At 39.3% G+C, this 17119-nt stretch carries 11 protein-coding genes and 1 pseudogene; 5 read left to right on the top strand and 7 right to left on the bottom strand.

What is annotated here, in order from left to right; genetic code table 11:
- Nucleotides 1–30 precede the first annotated feature (30 nt).
- The 3 genes and pseudogenes from tnpA to FZF08_RS17085 all read right to left on the bottom strand — a co-directional run.
- Nucleotides 31–432 (bottom strand): annotated as a pseudogene (tnpA, locus tag FZF08_RS17075) (IS200/IS605 family transposase); the annotation flags it as partial.
- 123 nt (nucleotides 433–555) lie between these two features.
- Complete coding sequence (locus tag FZF08_RS17080; protein ID WP_159470910.1) at nucleotides 556–798, bottom strand: DUF3820 family protein; 243 nt, start codon at nucleotides 796–798, stop codon at nucleotides 556–558.
- Nucleotides 799–816: 18 nt separating this feature from the next.
- Complete coding sequence (locus FZF08_RS17085) at nucleotides 817–2280, bottom strand: nicotinate phosphoribosyltransferase (RefSeq protein WP_159470912.1); 1464 nt, start codon at nucleotides 2278–2280, stop codon at nucleotides 817–819.
- A gap of 203 nt (nucleotides 2281–2483) precedes the next feature.
- Here FZF08_RS17085 and FZF08_RS17090 point away from each other — a divergent pair, with 203 nt between their 5' ends.
- Entirely contained in the window at nucleotides 2484–2753 is a 270-nt protein-coding gene (locus tag FZF08_RS17090) for a helix-turn-helix domain-containing protein (protein ID WP_159470914.1), read from the top strand.
- 441 nt (nucleotides 2754–3194) lie between these two features.
- The gene (locus tag FZF08_RS17095) at nucleotides 3195–5636 is read left to right on the top strand and encodes an outer membrane beta-barrel protein (protein WP_159470916.1); all 2442 of its coding nucleotides are present in this window, start codon (nucleotides 3195–3197) and stop codon (nucleotides 5634–5636) included.
- Between the two features lie 835 nt (nucleotides 5637–6471).
- On the opposite strand, the gene FZF08_RS17100 is transcribed toward FZF08_RS17095, so the two are convergent.
- The gene (locus tag FZF08_RS17100; protein WP_159470918.1) at nucleotides 6472–7659 is read right to left on the bottom strand and encodes a phosphoglycerate kinase; all 1188 of its coding nucleotides are present in this window, start codon (nucleotides 7657–7659) and stop codon (nucleotides 6472–6474) included.
- A gap of 299 nt (nucleotides 7660–7958) precedes the next feature.
- Here FZF08_RS17100 and FZF08_RS17105 point away from each other — a divergent pair, with 299 nt between their 5' ends.
- Complete coding sequence (locus FZF08_RS17105) at nucleotides 7959–9650, top strand: VRR-NUC domain-containing protein (RefSeq protein ID WP_229216575.1); 1692 nt, start codon at nucleotides 7959–7961, stop codon at nucleotides 9648–9650.
- A gap of 60 nt (nucleotides 9651–9710) precedes the next feature.
- Here the strand turns inward: FZF08_RS17105 and FZF08_RS17110 are convergent, their stop codons facing one another.
- The gene (locus FZF08_RS17110) at nucleotides 9711–11330 is read right to left on the bottom strand and encodes a hypothetical protein (RefSeq protein WP_159470920.1); all 1620 of its coding nucleotides are present in this window, start codon (nucleotides 11328–11330) and stop codon (nucleotides 9711–9713) included.
- A 270-nt stretch (nucleotides 11331–11600) separates the two neighbouring features.
- Nucleotides 11601–12422, bottom strand: coding sequence for an endonuclease/exonuclease/phosphatase family protein (locus FZF08_RS17115; protein WP_159470922.1), 822 nt, complete (start codon nucleotides 12420–12422; stop codon nucleotides 11601–11603).
- A 212-nt stretch (nucleotides 12423–12634) separates the two neighbouring features.
- Between FZF08_RS17115 and FZF08_RS17120 the strand changes: the two genes are divergently transcribed.
- Nucleotides 12635–13957 (top strand): pitrilysin family protein, encoded by a 1323-nt coding sequence (locus FZF08_RS17120; protein ID WP_159470924.1) that lies wholly within the window; start codon nucleotides 12635–12637, stop codon nucleotides 13955–13957.
- Between the two features lie 54 nt (nucleotides 13958–14011).
- A complete protein-coding gene (locus FZF08_RS17125; RefSeq protein ID WP_159470926.1) occupies nucleotides 14012–15388 on the top strand; it encodes a pitrilysin family protein in 1377 nt (458 codons plus the stop codon).
- Nucleotides 15389–15547: 159 nt separating this feature from the next.
- Here the strand turns inward: FZF08_RS17125 and FZF08_RS17130 are convergent, their stop codons facing one another.
- A complete protein-coding gene (locus FZF08_RS17130) occupies nucleotides 15548–17005 on the bottom strand; it encodes an amidohydrolase (RefSeq protein ID WP_159470928.1) in 1458 nt (485 codons plus the stop codon).
- Nucleotides 17006–17119: the final 114 nt, after the last annotated feature.

Here is a 17119-nt window from a genome sequence, read left to right on the forward strand (position 1 = left end):
TTCAAGGTCAACTAGAAGTTCTTGCTTTACCTAAAAGTCTTCATCCGAATATCCCAGGCTATTCAAAAAACTTTTGTATTCTTCACTAAAAGTTTGTTTCCGATGATATTCCTCCTGATTCTCAATATACTTGCTGACAAAATCAATCTTATTATTGCTCACCGAAGATGCAAAGTACTTATCGGCCCAATACAGACGATCTTTTGTGAGTTGCATTTTATTAATCCAGTGTGAACTTTCACCTTTTAACAATTGGATTTGTTTTGATATTCCCAGATCAGGATTCAGAATCATCAGTACATGGATGTGATCATTATGATCATTAATTCTATCAATATAAATTCCATGCTTCTTGGCATTAGCAAAAATTTGATTGCATATTTTCTTTAAAATATTGGGCTTTAAACCCTTCTCAACATTCATCGTTGCCCATACAGCATGAACTCAGATTTTGACATAAGACATAGCGGTATTGCTTTGATAAAACCCTCAATATCAACTAGAGTTGATATGTCCATTGAAGTTTCTGTTTTAATCAAAACATTCCTCAAAATCTTATCTCCGATAAATTTTCTTCAACCCATCAATCAAAAACATCAGGTCATTCAGTCGAATTTCATACATCGTGCTCAGCATCATACCAAGTTTGCCGGCAGGAAATCCTTCCCGTTCAAACCATTCAAGGTAGGAAACCGGCAAGTCAGTAATTAACCAGTCTTTATATTTCCCAAAAGGCATCCGGTAAAGAATAAGTTCTTTCAGGATTTCGGTATCGGGTTTGGGGATTTCATCGCTCATTTTACTCTCAATTTTTAATTATTTGGCAGCCCTCAATTTCACAATCAGATCTGTTTTCATATCAAACAAATCTTTTTCAAGTCCCACAGGATAAGTATGAGGGTTCACAAAACGTTTGATTCCCCTATGGAAATGTGCTAACTGCTGTTCAACACGTTCACGGGTTTCATGAATGGAGGGCAGGCTGTATACCAACTTCCCTTCTGCAAAAATGGCAACCAGTAAATCTTCATAACATTCGGTCTCTGAAAAAGACCTGGTTTTAGTAAAATCATAGGGATCCACCATGGTAGGTTTTCCGGAGAGCGGAGTTTCGATATTGAAAATCATATCCGAAATAAAACCTTTTGCATCTTTGAAACGGCGAACCTGCTGAATTCCGGGTGTAGAAACTTTAATTGCCTGCTCGGATAATTTGAGCTTATAATCCCATTCGCCGGATCCATTTCTGATGGCAGCCAGTTTAAAAACGCCTCCTAATGCAGGCTGATCAAATGCTGTTACAAGCTTGGTCCCAATTCCCCAAACGTTGATTTTAGCCCCCTGGATTTTCAAACTGTCCATGATATATTCATCCAGGTCATTACTGGCTACAATATTTGTTTTTTCAAATCCTGCCTCATCCAGCAATTTTCTCGCTTCAATACTCAAATAAGCCAAATCACCCGAATCCAGACGAATTCCGCCAAGCTCATAACCCCTCTTGCGAAGCTGATTTCCAACAATAATTGCATTTTCTACACCCTGGATAGAATCGTATGTATCAACCAGCAACGTCACATTATTTGGCATGTACTTCGCATAGTTTTCAAAAGATTCGAGCTCGCTGTCAAAAGACATAACCCAGCTATGCGCATGTGTGCCCTTCACCGGAATACCATAAAGTTTGCCAGCCAAAACATTTGAAGTCGCATCAAAACCGCCGATATATGCAGCACGACTGGCCGTCATTCCCCCATCCGGGCCTTGGGCTCGTCTCAATCCAAATTCAAGTAGCGCATCATCCTTCGCAATCAGGCGCATTCTGGCTGCTTTTGTTGCAATTAGCGACTGAAAATTCAGAAGATTTAATAATGGAGTTTCTAATAACTGACATTGTAAAACCGGCCCTTGAATCCTTAGCAATGGTTCATTTGGAAAAACAACGGTACCTTCCGGAATCGCGTCGACACTGCATTTAAATTCCATCGTACGCAGGTAATCAAGAAATTCAGTTTCAAAAAGCACTTTCCCATCACTTCCCGTCAGTGAACCAATGTATTCGAGATCTTCTTCATCAATACGATATTCATTGAGATAATCGATCACGCTGCTTAGTCCACAGGCGATCGTAAAACCACCTTGAAAAGGATGTTTACGAAAATAAAGATTGAAAACAGCTTCCTGTTCTGCTTTGCCAGATTTCCAATAGCCGTAAGCCATCGTTAACTGATACAAATCGGTGAGCAGACTTAACGAGGTGTCATATAGGCGATTGATCATTCCCGAATTTTTTAATTAAAATAGAATGACTAATTACTAAAAATTACCCGGTTTGCATTTATAGAACGGGTATTTTTCTAAGAGTAGGACGAATATTTCCCTTAATATCTTTTCCCTATATGATCTGACAGCAAACCGTTGTCGTATATCACAGCAAAAATTTATCAAAATAATATAGAGATCAACCTAATTTTTAAGGCATTATGAAAGTAGTTGTGGAAGCAAAGTTAAAAGCGGTAGCCACGAATATTAGAAAAATCCGGGAATACAGAGGTTATCCACAGGAATATCTGGCAATGAAATTAGGAATCAGCCAGAATGCTTACAGTAAGATCGAATTGGCGTATACAAGATTGACAGTTGAGCGATTATTTGAAATTACATCAATTCTTGAAATTGATATCGTAACACTTCTTAACAACACAAACGGAGATATGGTACAGCTGAATGCAGCAGCCGTTCAAAATAATTAGTTGATGAATATTGGTTATAATTAGATAGGTGGTAAGTATTGAACAAAAGGCAGAAAACTATTCCAAAAATGGGAAGTCTTCTGCCTTTTTTGAGTTATCCTGGTATTAAAATCCACCATTTTAATCATCCAAAAATAAATAGTAACTGCTATTATTCTGCTCTATTTAACAACGAACATTACCAATTTCATCGTCGAATTTTTACCATTCAAACTTTTTTTCTTTCATCATGCAACATTCTTGCTTCACTTTGTATCTATCAAGAGAAAGCCGGATACTTGGTTTCCGTTCATCCAACAAAATAACCTTTTATGTAATCTAAGGTTCTATGTTATACCAAGTACTTATCTTTGCAATGTACCAGATATTCTTGAATGCCTGAGTTAACACAATTCTGAATATTTGAAAATATCGGGTTCGTAATATAACCATCTATTAGCCATGAAATTCTTTATTAATCTGACAGTAGCGCTGCTACTTAGCGGTAGCTTTGTGCTCGCTCAAACCACAACGACAAAAGGAAAAGTCTCCGGGGCAATTCTGGATGAGAAATCCCAGCCTTTTCCTTTTGTCAATGTTTTACTGTTAAAAGCGAAAGATTCAACCCTTGCCAAAGGACTTGCTGCTGACGAAAACGGAAAATTTCTTTTCGATCAGGTTGATACTGGCGAATACATGGCGATGGTATCCATGGTTGGTTATCAAAAAGCTTACAGCAAAAATTTCTCCGTAAAAGAAAATGCTGTAAATCTTCCCTCTTTTACTTTACAACCAGAATCACAAGCACTGAATGAAGTGACTGTTGTGGCTAAAAAACCCTTCATAGAGCAGCAAATTGACCGTACAGTAATTAATGTTGAGAACAGTATTGTCTCCGCCGGTGCCACCGCGTTGGAAGTTTTGGAACGCTCCCCAGGCATTACAGTCGATCAACAAAACGATAAGCTGCAACTTCGCGGAAAAGATGGTGTCATTGTGCAAATCGATGGCAAACAGACTTATCTGAGTCAGGCTGAGCTTGTGAATCTGCTAAGAAATACGCCGAGCGATAATATTGAAAAAATTGAGCTAATCACCAATCCATCAGCAAAATACGATGCTGCCGGAAACTCAGGGATTATCAATATAAAGTTTAAGAAAAATAAAAATTTCGGAACGAATGGTAACTTTTCAATTGGCGGCGGTATTGCTACACCAGATTATGGACGTGGAAATGGATCGCTGGCATTGAATAACAGAAAAGGAAAAGTTAGCCTTTTTGGAACAGCAAGTGCTTTTAAAGGTGAAGGTTTCAACAACCAAACCATTTACCGCGCTATTCCTTACGAAGGAAAAACGACAACTTTCAACATGATTTCAAAAAGTGAATGGCGGTCACAAAACTATAATTACCGTGTAGGAATGGACTATTTCGCCACGGATAAAACGACAATTGGTGTTCTCTTCTCAGGTTTTTATAATGAATGGAAAAATCCGATCAGAGCAACAAATGCAGAAATATTAAATGATGATCTGAGCCTTCAGCAAACCTATCATACGGATATGAAAGCGAACAATCACATGAATAATATCAGCGCGAATGTTAACCTGAAACATCAATTTAACGACAAAGGTAAAGAATTGACCTTCGATGCCGATTACGTTCAATATGATAGCAAAGGATACAACTTTTTGGATACCAGATATTTTAAACCGGACGGATCTTCAAACGGAAATCCCGACATAGTTAGAAATAATATGCCTGCATTGATCAACATAGGTGTGGCCAAAATGGATTATACACAACCATTAGGTAAAGGAAAATTTGAAGCCGGATTGAAGTCAAGTTATGTCAAATCGGACAACAATATGATTTTTGAAGTGAAAACCGACGACTGGGCTCTTGATCCTACACGTACTAATCAATTCAAATACACCGAAAATATAAATGCGGGATACGCCAATTACAATGGCCAATTCAATGCAAAAACAAAATACCAGCTGGGTTTACGTGCGGAATATACACACGCAGTCGGGAATTCGATAACGCTGAACAGCATCAGAAACCGTAAATATCTGAATGTGTTTCCAAGTGTTTTCTTATCAAGAAACCTTGACAGCAGCAATGTTCTGAATTTGTCATACAGTTACCGGATCGATCGCCCGAATTACCAGTCGCTGAATCCATTTGAATACTATCTGGATCCATATACTTTCCAAAAAGGTAATCCAAACCTTCGTCCGCAGTATACGCATTCGTTTCAGTTGGTGCACGTTTATAAGAGTTTCCTGAACACAACGCTGGCATACAGCCGTGTGAAAGATATGATTGCTGACGAAGTACCGATGTTGGTTCCTGAGAAAAACCAAACCTATGTAACATCAGAAAACCTTGATAACCAGAATTATATAAGTTTAACAATATCAGCACCTATTCCAATTACGAAATGGTGGAATGCACAAACCAATTTATCAGGTGCTTATAATCACTATAAAACCTTTTACCGGAACGCACCGTTTGACATGAAGATTTTCACTTATAACGCTTTTGTCAACAATACTTTTACGCTTTCAAAAACCTGGACAGCAGAGCTTTCAGGATGGTTTAACAGCCCGGCGATATATGGATTGCTGTCAGCTAAATCACAAGGTGCCATCAGTCTTGGTTTGCAGAAATCATTGATGGATAAAAAAGCTACGATCCGTTTTAGCGTTCAGGATCCTTTCTGGACAAATAAATTCAGAGGAACGACGAAGTTTGAAGATATTGATTTGAGAGTTAAAAGCACATGGCCAAGCCGCCAGTTCCGACTTGTTTTCACATACCGATTTGGTAACCAAAATGTAAAAACAAGACAACGCAGCACAGGTTCTGACGATATTCAGTCCCGTGTCAAAAGTTAATCAAAAGAGATAATGACGGTCATGGTTGTGACTTATTTATAAATTAGTTAGGTTAATAATACGGACAATCCATTCTTCATTTGAGGAATGGATTTCTTTTTGAATGGATGCTAGCGATTAGCTTTTGGCTATTAGCAATTAGTTGGCGAAAGAACAAAGTACTAAGCGGATAGAAAATTTGAGTTTATTTTTTGACAAAAAAAATTGAGAACCAAACGACAAGCGTCCTATTCTCAATTTCCTATTATTAACATATCAGCCGTCGGCTTTCGGCAATCGGCTATCAGATTCCAGCTCAAATTAAACAGTTACAAACTAAAAATTCCTTTTTGACAAAAAAAATTGAGAACCAAACGACAAGCGTCCTATTCTCAATTTCCTATTATTAACATATCAGCCGTCGGCTTTCGGCAATCGGCTATCAGATTCCAGCTCAAATTAAACAGTTACAAACTAAAAATTCCTTTTTGACAAAAAAAATTGAGAACCAAACGACAAGCGTCCAATTCTCAATTTCCTATTATTAACATATCAGCCGTCGGCTTTCGGCAATCGGCTATCAGATTCCAGCTCAAATTAAACAGTTACAAACTAAAAATTCCTTTTTGGCACAAAAAAATTGAGAACCAAACGACAAGCGTCCAATTCTCAATTTCCCATCATTAACATATCAGCCGTCGGCTTTCGGCAATCGAAGGTCAGATTCTGTCCGAAATAAAAATCAGGTTTGAAGCTGAATTATGATCAATTTTTGACAAAAAAAATTGAGAACCAAACGACAAGCGTCCTATTCTCAATTTCCCATCATTAACAATTAACAACTAACCATTAACAATTAATCCAAGGCCGCAACCCCAGGCAAAACTTTACCTTCCATATATTCAAGTAACGCACCACCACCTGTTGAAACGTAGCTTACGCGATCTCCGTAACCTGCGTTGTTCACAGCAGAAGCTGAATCTCCACCACCAATTAGTGAGAAAGCATCGTTTTCTTCCGTTGCAGCAACTACTGCCTCAGCGATTGCGTTGGTTCCGATTGCGAAATTAGGGAATTCAAAAACGCCCATCGGACCATTCCAAAGAACAGTTTTCGATGCAGCAATGATTCCTTTGAACAATTCAACCGACTCAGGTCCGATATCCAAACCTTCCCAGTCATCAGGAATTTCAGCAGCAGGGACAGTCTGGCGACTTGCGTCATTGCTAAATTTATCGGCAATTACTGTATCAATCGGCAAAACGATATTTACACCCTTTTCTTTTGCTTTTTCAAGCAATTCAAGAGTTAAATCCATTTTATCCGCTTCAAGTAAAGATTTTCCGATATTTCCGCCTAGTGCTTTTGTAAAAGTATATGACATTCCGCCTCCGATGATCAGGTTATCAACCTTATCAAGCAAACGTTCAATGATCAAAATCTTGTCAGAAATTTTAGCTCCACCCATAATCGCAGTGAAAGGACGTTCTGAATGTTCTAAAAGCCTTTCTGCATTATCAAGCTCAGCCTGCATTACATATCCGCAAACTTTGTCTTTGAAAAACTTACCGATTACAGCAGTGGAAGCATGGGCGCGGTGAGCCGTTCCGAATGCATCCATAACCCAGACATCGCCAAGTTTTGACAATTTTTCAGCGAAAGCTTCGTCACCTTTTTCTTCTTCTTTGTAAAAACGAAGGTTTTCAAGCAACAACACTTCACCTGGTTGCAAAGCAGCGGCCATTTCAGTAGCACTGGCTCCGATACAATCGTCAGCAAACTTAACTGTTTTACCTAAAATTAAAGAAAGAGGGTTAACCAGATGTTTTAAAGAATATTTTTCAGACGGTCCATCTTTCGGACGTCCAAGATGGGACATCAAAATCACAGATCCTCCTTCATTAAGAATCTTGCTGATGGTAGGTATCGTGGCACGGATCCGGGTATCATCCGTAATCTCAAACTTGTCATTAAGCGGTACGTTAAAATCAACGCGCACCAAGGCCTTTTTGCCGGAAAAATTGTAAGAATCTAATGTTGTCATGGGCTCTAAATGTTGTTTTCCATAGGAAACAAATGTAAGTCAATTCTTTATAAAATACTACGTTATTGAAAAATGGGAATAATTTGAATGGGTAAAGTGCAATTTTTACTAATTATATTTTCAATTAATTTTATTTTAATGCACAATTATATGGTTTTTTATAAAAGGTGCTACAATGGCAGTTCTTACTATATAACCGGCCGGATAAATATGGACTTTGTTGAATAATTCTTCTTTTGTCTCGTTATATTTGAATAAAGTTTAGTGGCAAACTGGCTGTACCATCTACAATATTCACTGTGCAAATTAACGAGTTCCCCAAGGATCTTCCCCCCAAATATTACCACGATTACTTTAATTATGTACTGAATTTCGTGCGTAAAATGTATGAAGCATTATTGACTGAAAACGAGCTCGAATTCCTGAATTCTTATAACGGGCTTTCGGAAGAAGCACAATGTCTTTTTATCCGATTCAGTAATCGCAGCAAATCTTTTTTTCGCGTTAATTCACTTTCCTATTCAGAGATCACGGATATACCGGCGGCTTTGAATGAGCTTCATGATGCACAATTTATCCAGCAGCTTTGTGAATTGCATGAGGAACGTTTTGAAGAAGTGATGCATCTGTTTACAAAACCGGAACAACTGGAATTCACTAAAATTCTTCAACCCGAAATAATGCCTTCTAAATCGATCAAAAAAAACGATCTGATTCGCTGGCTTTTATATGAATACGATTTCAAAATAATCTGCGAGATCATTCAGGAAACAGAACCTGTTGTCAAAGTTGATTATGAAGCAGAAGTGATGATGATGAAGTTTCTTTTTTTTGGAAACCGACATGCGGATATGACCGAATTTGTAGTTCGGGATCTGGGTCACGTTCGCTTTCAGTCTTTTGATCAGGAACATTTGTCAGTCCAGTTTGATACCAGGAAAGATGTTGATGATACGTTGATGGTTTCGCTAATGAAGGAAACTTTTGACATACTGAAAAATGACCTGCCACCCGAAGAAATTTTCGACTGGTTTATGAACTGGCAGGTTGGCGTTTCAGCAAATCTTAGTCCCAAGTCACTTCCCTCCTACCACCTTTTCGTACTTCGCGTTGGCGCCTGGCTTGAAAGAAAAAAAATGTTATCGCAAGCTTTGACTGCCTATCAGCTAACCAACGATGCGCCTTCCCGGGAAAGACGCGTTCGACTGTTATATAATCTGGGTGAAACAGAAGAAGCATTGGCGCTTTGTGAAGAAATCGCTGAAAATCCTCAAAACGCCGATGAACGTTATTTTTCACATGACTTTCATGAAAGGATTGTCAACAAAAAAAAGCGTGCTGTCAAACGAACTACGCAGGCATTAAAAGACGCAAGCAGTATCGAAATTCCGATTTCTAATCGTTTTCGGGTTGAAAGAGGCGCAATTCAATATTATCAGGATTTAGGTGCGGAAGCCGTTTTTAGTGAAAATGAACCCTGGCGGGCATTATTCGGACTTTTATTTTGGGATATTATTTATGATACCAATGTGAAGGCAATTCACAATCCATTGCAGCGCGTACCATCTGATTTCTTTTTGCCCGATTTTTATTTTAAAAGGTCAGGACAACTTTTGGCAAGAATGAAGGATGCGGATACACGAGATACTATTTCAGAAATTGTAGAGAAAACTTTTCATGAAAAATTTGGGACAACCAATGTGCTTGTAAGCTGGTATCCGGGCATGCTGGAAATTGTTTTGAAACTGATTTCCTTATTGACACCGGAACAAATCCATGCTGTGCTTTTGGAAATATCTCAAAACATGAGAGAAAACACCAGAGGTTTCCCGGATTTGCTGGTTTGGGATGAAACAGAATATTCCTTTATTGAAATAAAATCACCAACCGATCATTTGTCTTCCCGGCAGTTACACTGGCTTCATTTTTTTGCCAATATTGATATTAAAAGCAGAATTGTAAGAGTGAAATGGATTAAAGAGGAAATATAAAAAGCAAAAGAACCTCTCAAAATTGAAAGGTTCTTTTCTCATTAACACCCAAGTGCAGATTTACTTTTTCTGATAAGCTCTTTTGAAAACCCCGGCTTTACCTTTTTTCACAGGAGCAGAATAATTAACCTTATTTCGTCCCTGAGGAATTCCTGCACAGTCTCCGGCCACAATGGTTTCCACCGAAGTATAAATCGTTGTCGCCCATTTAGGAATTATGATACCAGAAGTTTCGGCATTCAAATCAAGTTTCGATGCATCGCAATTGTCTCGTTTAACCGTTCCCAAAAGATGATACTGAGAAATTGTTTTGGATACTGTATCGATCGGACAAATACAGCCTACACAAGATGTTGGTGATTTCCCGTACTTAACTCTTTTGACTTTAACCTTTTTGTAAGCATATACTTCCAGAAAGCATTGTTTGAAACAACGATCAACAGAATCGACAATTCTGTCTGGCTTTTGAACAGAAAAACCTGTTGTAGTGGCTTCGCTTGTACACGATGCACAAGAAGATATTTGCTGGCTCTGCACCGTCATATAATATTGTCCTTCGACCGGACGTCCCGTTGCCGGATTTAAATATCCCGCCGGCCAGGCCATTTTTGTTTCTTTTTGACAAACAACCTGAGCAATTACATTATCCATTCCGCCATTCAACTGATGAAGACGGGCTGTAAAAGTTTCACTTTTTGTGCTATCCAAAATGCTGCGGCTTTTCCAGCTGATCTGAATACTATCCGCTTTCGTAGAATCAAGCGTACTGAAAACAAGTCCTTTGATTGATTTTCCACCCATCATTAATTCCAGATCAGGCGCTTCGCATAATAAAGGCGGTGTAGGATCTTTTCTGAAAGGAATGTCACGAACAAAATTGCGGCGAAAAGCTAAACCGGCCGAAAATCCGCCATGTTTTCTTTGATAACTATAAATGGTAGCACCGGGGAAAATATAATTCACTTTTGTACGAAAACCCGTTGCTTCCACTCCCCAGGACCAAAGTCCTTTTTTGCTTGGAAAGAACAATCCTAATGTTGTTAAAAGTCCGGCGTGATAGCGCTTTTCCGTAGCCGTTACAGAATAAATATTGCTGGAAGTTGCCTGGTCATAAACAAAAATAGCCGCAGGCGTTGTCTGGAAAATCCCGCCGCGTACCGAAGCTTCAACAAATGGCGATCTTGGCTTTTTCCCAAAAGCATAACTAAGAACAGGACCTGCTACAAAATAATGATCCGCGGAAGCACCTTTTCTAATCACAGCGTTACTTGAACCCGATTCTGCTATAATCTTATCAAGAAAATCGTCCAGATCATTTCTTAAAAAGAAAGTCTGTAAACCGGCGATAGCGCCCACACCGAATTTCAACTGCTTATTTTTCTTTGTATTGAAAAAATAATCTGCATTCAGATTTGCGTGATAACCAATACCGTTAAAAAGCGATTTGTCCCGATATTTATTGGAGTTAAAAGTGCTTGACCACTTTCCGCAAAATGCAACAGTAGGCCCGATAAAACCACCCACCCGCCAGGGACTTACCCGATGTTCAATCCCAACAGTATCACAACCACCGGCAGGGTTTGGACAATTTGAATTTTTTGCTTCCTGGGCGTAAGTAATTGAAAACAGGAAACAGGATAAAATCAGTGAAAAGATTTTAAGTAAAAAATGTTTTTTCATAAACAAATGAATAAAAGTGAGTGATAGTTGTGGCAGTAAAATCTGTTTGTAGCCGAATTTGCAGACGGCACATTAACATTACAGACGCACAAAAATCACTTTGGTAACAGAGACTTTTATCATTATTTTATTCCATCAAAAAACACCTGGCACTAAAAATCCCGTAGCTCGAATAAATTCTAGCTACGGGATTTTAATTATTTAGAATACTGACTATCAAGCAATAGAGAAAATTCTATAATTATTAGCGGTTAAAAATTTTAATAAAACTTATTTGACCAGTATCAGTTCAGCAATAACCGGCAAATGATCGGAAGCGTATTTTTCATCGATCACTTTATGACTTAGCACTTTGAAAGTACCTGCTGGTTTTGACATGATATAGTCAATTGTCTTTTCCGGGTTTACCACAGGGATGGTATGCTGACAGCTCTCCGTGCAGGTCCTGGTAAAATACCTATCGAAATAATTTATGACCTTACTTTCTGGTTCTGCGTTAAAATCTCCGGCCAGAATCATTGGTAATTTTTCTTTACCAAAATGTTCAAGAATGGTTTCAGCCTGCAAAAGTCTGTTAGGTTCATTCAAACCTAAATGTGTACTGGCAAAAATGATTTTCTGTTTTGATGGCAATAGCACGGTGATAGCCGCAATCGTTCTCATTTCTTCAACTAAATCCTTTTTAATTGGTAGCGCAAAACGGGCAGAATCTACAATCGGATATTTTGATAAAACTGCAACCCCATAATCGCCGCCCTGGTGATCAATGGCTTTTGAAAAATAGAATTTCATACCTGTTAAATCAGCAATTTGTTTGGCCTGATTCAATCCTTTTCCTGAACGCTCCGTATTGATATCAACTTCTTGTAAAGCTACAAAATCGGGTTTCGCATTATTAATAACTTTGGCAATTGCCGCGACATCAATTCTTCCACCGGCAGATTCTGGTGGATTACAATGATGAATATTGTAAGTCATGACTCTCAAAGATCGCTTCGGATCTTCGTTTTTAGTCTTCGAAAACTTAGTTTCAGGTGTAGTAAATGAGGAAAAGGCAATTAAAATACAACAAAGGGATAAGATAGATTTCATGATTTGTAAGGATTAATATTGCGGTGCGACGCACCTTCGATTATACAAAAATAGACATTGCTACAAATATTCCGGTGCGCTGCACCTTTCTGTTATGTTGAAATACGCATTATGATAAACATAATAGTGAGCTCCGGTATGCCATTTATCAAAATGATAATTTCCGTCCGTCTTTTTTGATTATTATTACAAAAAAAAACTGAATCGTACCTATGAAGTTACGCAAACTATTGCTGGGAGCAGCGATAATGGCTGGAATTGGCTTTGCTAATGGCCAAAGTAAACCCGAAGATGTCAAAACTTTCACGCTGGCAAACGGCATGAAATTCCTGGTACTAGAAGATCATTCCATCCCGAATGCCAATATGTATTTGTTCTGGAAAGTGGGTTCCAGAAACGAGGTTCATGGAATTACTGGCTTGTCGCACTTTTTCGAACATATGATGTTCAACGGTTCCAAAAATTACGGACCGAAACAATTTGACCGGACCATGGAAGCAAACGGTGGTTCCAATAATGCTTACACGTCTGAAAACGTCACCGTATACACGGACTGGTTCCAAAAAGATGCTTTGGAAACTATTTTCAAACTGGAATCCGACCGGATTGCTGCGCTGACGATTGATCCGAAAATGGTTGAAAGCGAGCGTGGCGTCGTTTTGTCTGAAAGAAGTACAGGTTTGGAAAACAGCAATTACCGTTTGTTAAGTGAATTGGTACAATCCGTTGCTTTTAAGGAACATCCGTATATGTTTCCTGTGATCGGCTTTGAATCTGATATTAAAGCCTGGACACAATCAGATCTTGAAAATTATTTCAAAACGTATTATTCGCCAAATAATGCCACGGTTGTTGTGGTTGGAGATATTACCGTTGATCAGGTAAAAAAAATGGCCGATCAATATATGGCGCCCATACCAGCCAGAGGACTTCCGCCAAAAATCCGTACCGTGGAACCTGAACAAAACGGCGAGCGACGGGTGACAACGTATAAGGATATTACCACTCCAAATGTGTTGCTGTCATATCACACACCGCAAACCGGTCATGAAGATTATTACGCCCTGGATTTGCTAAGCAGTTTATTGACATCAGGAAATTCATCCAGACTGGTTAAATCGCTGGTTATGGATACTACGATCGCTTCTCAGGTTTTCACTTTTATGGGTGAAGGTTTTGATCCGAATCTGTTCAATATTTACGCCGTTGCAGGAGATAGCGTGTCGGCACCAACACTTGAAAAATCGATTCTGAGCCAAATTGATCTTATTATAAAAAGCGGCGTCACGGATAGTGAATTGCAAAAAGTAAAAAACCAGAAACTGATGGAATTTTACAGAAGTATGGAAACCATCAACGGAAAAGCAAACAGTATGGGAACCTATGATGTATTTTTCGGCGATTACCGCAAAATGTTTGACGCACCGAAATTGTATGAAAAAGTGACCGTGGATGATATCAAACGTGTTGCTGCTAAGTATTTCACAGAAAGAAACAGGACCGTGGGTTATTTACTACCGGAAAAGAAAGCCTGATAACCGGCTCAGCATTTGTTTCAAATCTTTTGTAATGATCTAAAAAAAATCAAGATGAAAAATATATTCCTTGTGCTGCTAACCCTGACGACTTTGTCGGTAGCGGCGCAAAACAATTTCAAAGTCCCGAAATATGAAAAATTCAAACTAAAAAACGGGCTGACGGTGTATTTGATGGAACAGCATGAAGTTCCGTTGATCAACGTTTCTGCTGTTTTTGACGCGGGTTCAATTAACGACGGCGACCAGTATGGTTTGGCTACTTTAACGGCTGACGCTTTGGTTTTTGGAACCCAGAAATATACCAAAGCCCAGATTGAAGAAATCACGGATTATGTCGGTGCAAATTTATCCACAACTGCCGGCAAAGAAGGTGCAAGTATCCGTTCTTCCTTTGCAGTAAAGGATCAGGACAAACTTTTTGATGTTTTGCAGCAAATCATGATTCATCCGGTATTTGATGCCGTTGAATTTGATAAACACAAACAGCGGACGCTACTGGAATTAACACAAATAAAAGAACGTCCACGCAATGTGATCGGCAATTATTTCAATGCCTTTATGTTTGACAAACATCCTTATGCTACACCAACCGGCGGTTCCAAATCGACCGTTGAAAAAATTACGAATGATGAGGTAAAGAAATTTTACCAAAATAATTACACAACCGGAAAAGGTGCGATTGCTGTTGTGGGTGATTTTAAAACGGTTGATATGAAGAAAAAAATTACCGCACTTTTTGGAGACTGGAAAACAGCAGAAGCCAGAATGGTGAAACGTACAGTGCCGGAACTTGCTTTTACCAAAAGTCGTGTTTTATTGGTCAATAAAGAGGACGCCAGAGAAACCACATTTTTCATTGGCGGAAAAGGAATTCCGTACAGTTCCCCGGATTACATTCCGGTTCTGGTTGTGAATACAATTTTGGGCGGGCGTTTCACTTCCTGGCTTAATGACGCTTTGCGTGTAAATTCCGGATTGACTTATGGTGCCAACAGCCGGTTTAGCCGTTATAAAATGGCGGGAACTTTTTATATCAGCACTTTTACAAAAAATTCAACTACGGTTCCTGCTGTTGATATGGCTTTGAGCGTGCTTGATAGTTTACATAAAACCGGAATAAGCGAAACGGTTTTAGCTTCTGCAAAATCGTATGTTAAAGGAGATTTCCCGCCGGATTATGAATCAGCCGGAGCTTTGGCCGGATTACTTACGGATATGTTTTTGTACAATTTTGACGAAAACTTTATCAATACTTTCCAGGCAAAAGTGGATGGTTTGACAACAGCTCAGGCTAAAACCATCATTGAACAATATTTCCCAAAAGATAACCTGCAATTTATCATGATCGGAAAATCAGCTGATATCAAAGAGCAGATTAAGAAATATGGAGAGGTTACTGAGAAGCAAATTAAGACAGACGGATATTGAGGGGGACTTCGGCTATCGCCAGTCGGCTTTCAATTTGTTGAATGAAAAATAAATTTGGTATTAAATAAATCATCGGCTTTCGGTTGAAAGTTTTAAGCAAAAATGATTCACTGTCATTATTAGCCGAAAGCTGACTACCGAAAGCCGATGTTTTATTTCTTAATTTCTGTAATCTAATGCTGGTTTACGGTCGCCTACCATTGCTTCGTATTTAAAATTCGCGCCTTTTGCTTTTTCCCAATCCGCATGTGCTTTTTGGATCAAGGCAGGGTCTTTAAATAAATCGATGGCTGTTAAGGCAAGTGTTTTTGATGCAACCATCATCCCTTTTTTACCGATTTCGGTACCTCCTGCTGCAACTGCCTGCCAGCTGTGCGCGGGAGTACCAGGCACCCAGGTTGCTGTGGAGAGACCAACGGTTGGCACGGCCCAGCTTACGTCGCCGACATCCGTAGAACCACCCATTCCTTCAACTTTTGTTGAAAAAGCAGGTACAGTTTCAGCTTCTGTATATTTTGGTTTTGCTTCTGTTGATGCAGGTAGTGTCGCGATTATCTTTTCAGAAAAAGCTATTTCTTCCGGAGTATACTTAACGCCACCGACCGTTTCCAGATTTTTGAACATAACACGGGAAAGTGATTCAATAGGCAGCAAATCATAAGCACCGCCGGTAACTTCCATTTCTACTTTTGTTCCGGTTCCCATGGCAGCACCTTTTGAGGCTTCCACAATTCTGGCCCAAACATCCTTTACCACTTCGCGGTTATTATGGCGGGCATAATAATATACCTCTGCAAATGCCGGAACTACGTTTGGTGCTTCACCTCCTCGGGTGATTACATAGTGAATCCGGGTTTCCTGAGGAATATGCTCGCGCATCATATTCACCATATAATCCATAGCTTCCACCCCATCCAATGCAGAACGTCCTCGTTCGGGTGCGCCGGCTGCGTGCGCAGCTACGCCGTAAAAACGGAATTTTGCAGAAATATTTGCAAGAGATGATGCCGGATTTGCGGAATTTCTGTCGCCCGGATGCCAGTGTAAAACAACATCTGAATCCTTGAAAACACCTTCTCTAACCATATAAACTTTACCAGAACCGCCTTCCTCAGCCGGACATCCCATCAATTTAATGGTACCTGATTTCCCATTTTGTTTGAGCCAGTCCTTTACTGCAATTGCAGCCGCGGTAGAAGCCGTTCCAAAAAGATGATGACCACAGGCATGTCCTGCCTTTTGTCCTTCAATCACTTTTCGCTCGGGCACTGCTTGTTGAGCCATTCCGGGTAGTGCATCATATTCGGCAAGAATACTGATTACCGGCTTGCCTTTTCCATAGGTTGCAACAAAAGCTGTGGGAATACCGGCAACACCTTTTTCAACCGTAAAGCCTTCATTTTCTAATTCCGCTTCAAGAATGGCGGAACTTTTAACTTCTTTATAACCAACTTCTGCCAAATCCCATATCTGCTTTGAAACATCGCCATAATGATCTTTTTTCTTATCCAGACCCGCAATTACTTCTTTTTGTTCTTTTGTAGCAGTGACCTGTCCATAAGTAGTGCAAACACTTAAACTTAATAATGCCAGAAAGCTCAGGTTGATTTTCTTCATAAAAAAGGAATTTAGTATTGATTAAATTTATTGATTTCAGTTTAAAAAACTGAAATCCTAAACCTTTTAAAATAAGACAGGAAGGTAGATCGCTACCTTCCTGTTTCTTACTGC

The sequence above is a fragment of the Dyadobacter sp. 3J3 genome (assembly GCF_009801115.1).
GTDB lineage: Bacteria > Bacteroidota > Bacteroidia > Cytophagales > Spirosomataceae > Dyadobacter.

Excerpts from the sequence above, each read along its gene's own strand:
- FZF08_RS17120 (WP_159470924.1), top strand. The coding sequence starts at position 12,635 with ATGAAGTTACGCAAACTATTGCTGGGAGCAGCGATAATGGCTGGAATT.
- FZF08_RS17080 (WP_159470910.1), bottom strand. The coding sequence starts at position 798 with ATGAGCGATGAAATCCCCAAACCCGATACCGAAATCCTGAAAGAACTT.
- FZF08_RS17130 (WP_159470928.1), bottom strand. The coding sequence starts at position 17,005 with ATGAAGAAAATCAACCTGAGCTTTCTGGCATTATTAAGTTTAAGTGTT.
- FZF08_RS17085 (WP_159470912.1), bottom strand. The coding sequence starts at position 2,280 with ATGATCAATCGCCTATATGACACCTCGTTAAGTCTGCTCACCGATTTG.
- FZF08_RS17100 (WP_159470918.1), bottom strand. The coding sequence starts at position 7,659 with ATGACAACATTAGATTCTTACAATTTTTCCGGCAAAAAGGCCTTGGTG.
- FZF08_RS17090 (WP_159470914.1), top strand. The coding sequence starts at position 2,484 with ATGAAAGTAGTTGTGGAAGCAAAGTTAAAAGCGGTAGCCACGAATATT.
- FZF08_RS17110 (WP_159470920.1), bottom strand. The coding sequence starts at position 11,330 with ATGAAAAAACATTTTTTACTTAAAATCTTTTCACTGATTTTATCCTGT.
- FZF08_RS17115 (WP_159470922.1), bottom strand. The coding sequence starts at position 12,422 with ATGAAATCTATCTTATCCCTTTGTTGTATTTTAATTGCCTTTTCCTCA.
- FZF08_RS17095 (WP_159470916.1), top strand. The coding sequence starts at position 3,195 with ATGAAATTCTTTATTAATCTGACAGTAGCGCTGCTACTTAGCGGTAGC.
- FZF08_RS17125 (WP_159470926.1), top strand. The coding sequence starts at position 14,012 with ATGAAAAATATATTCCTTGTGCTGCTAACCCTGACGACTTTGTCGGTA.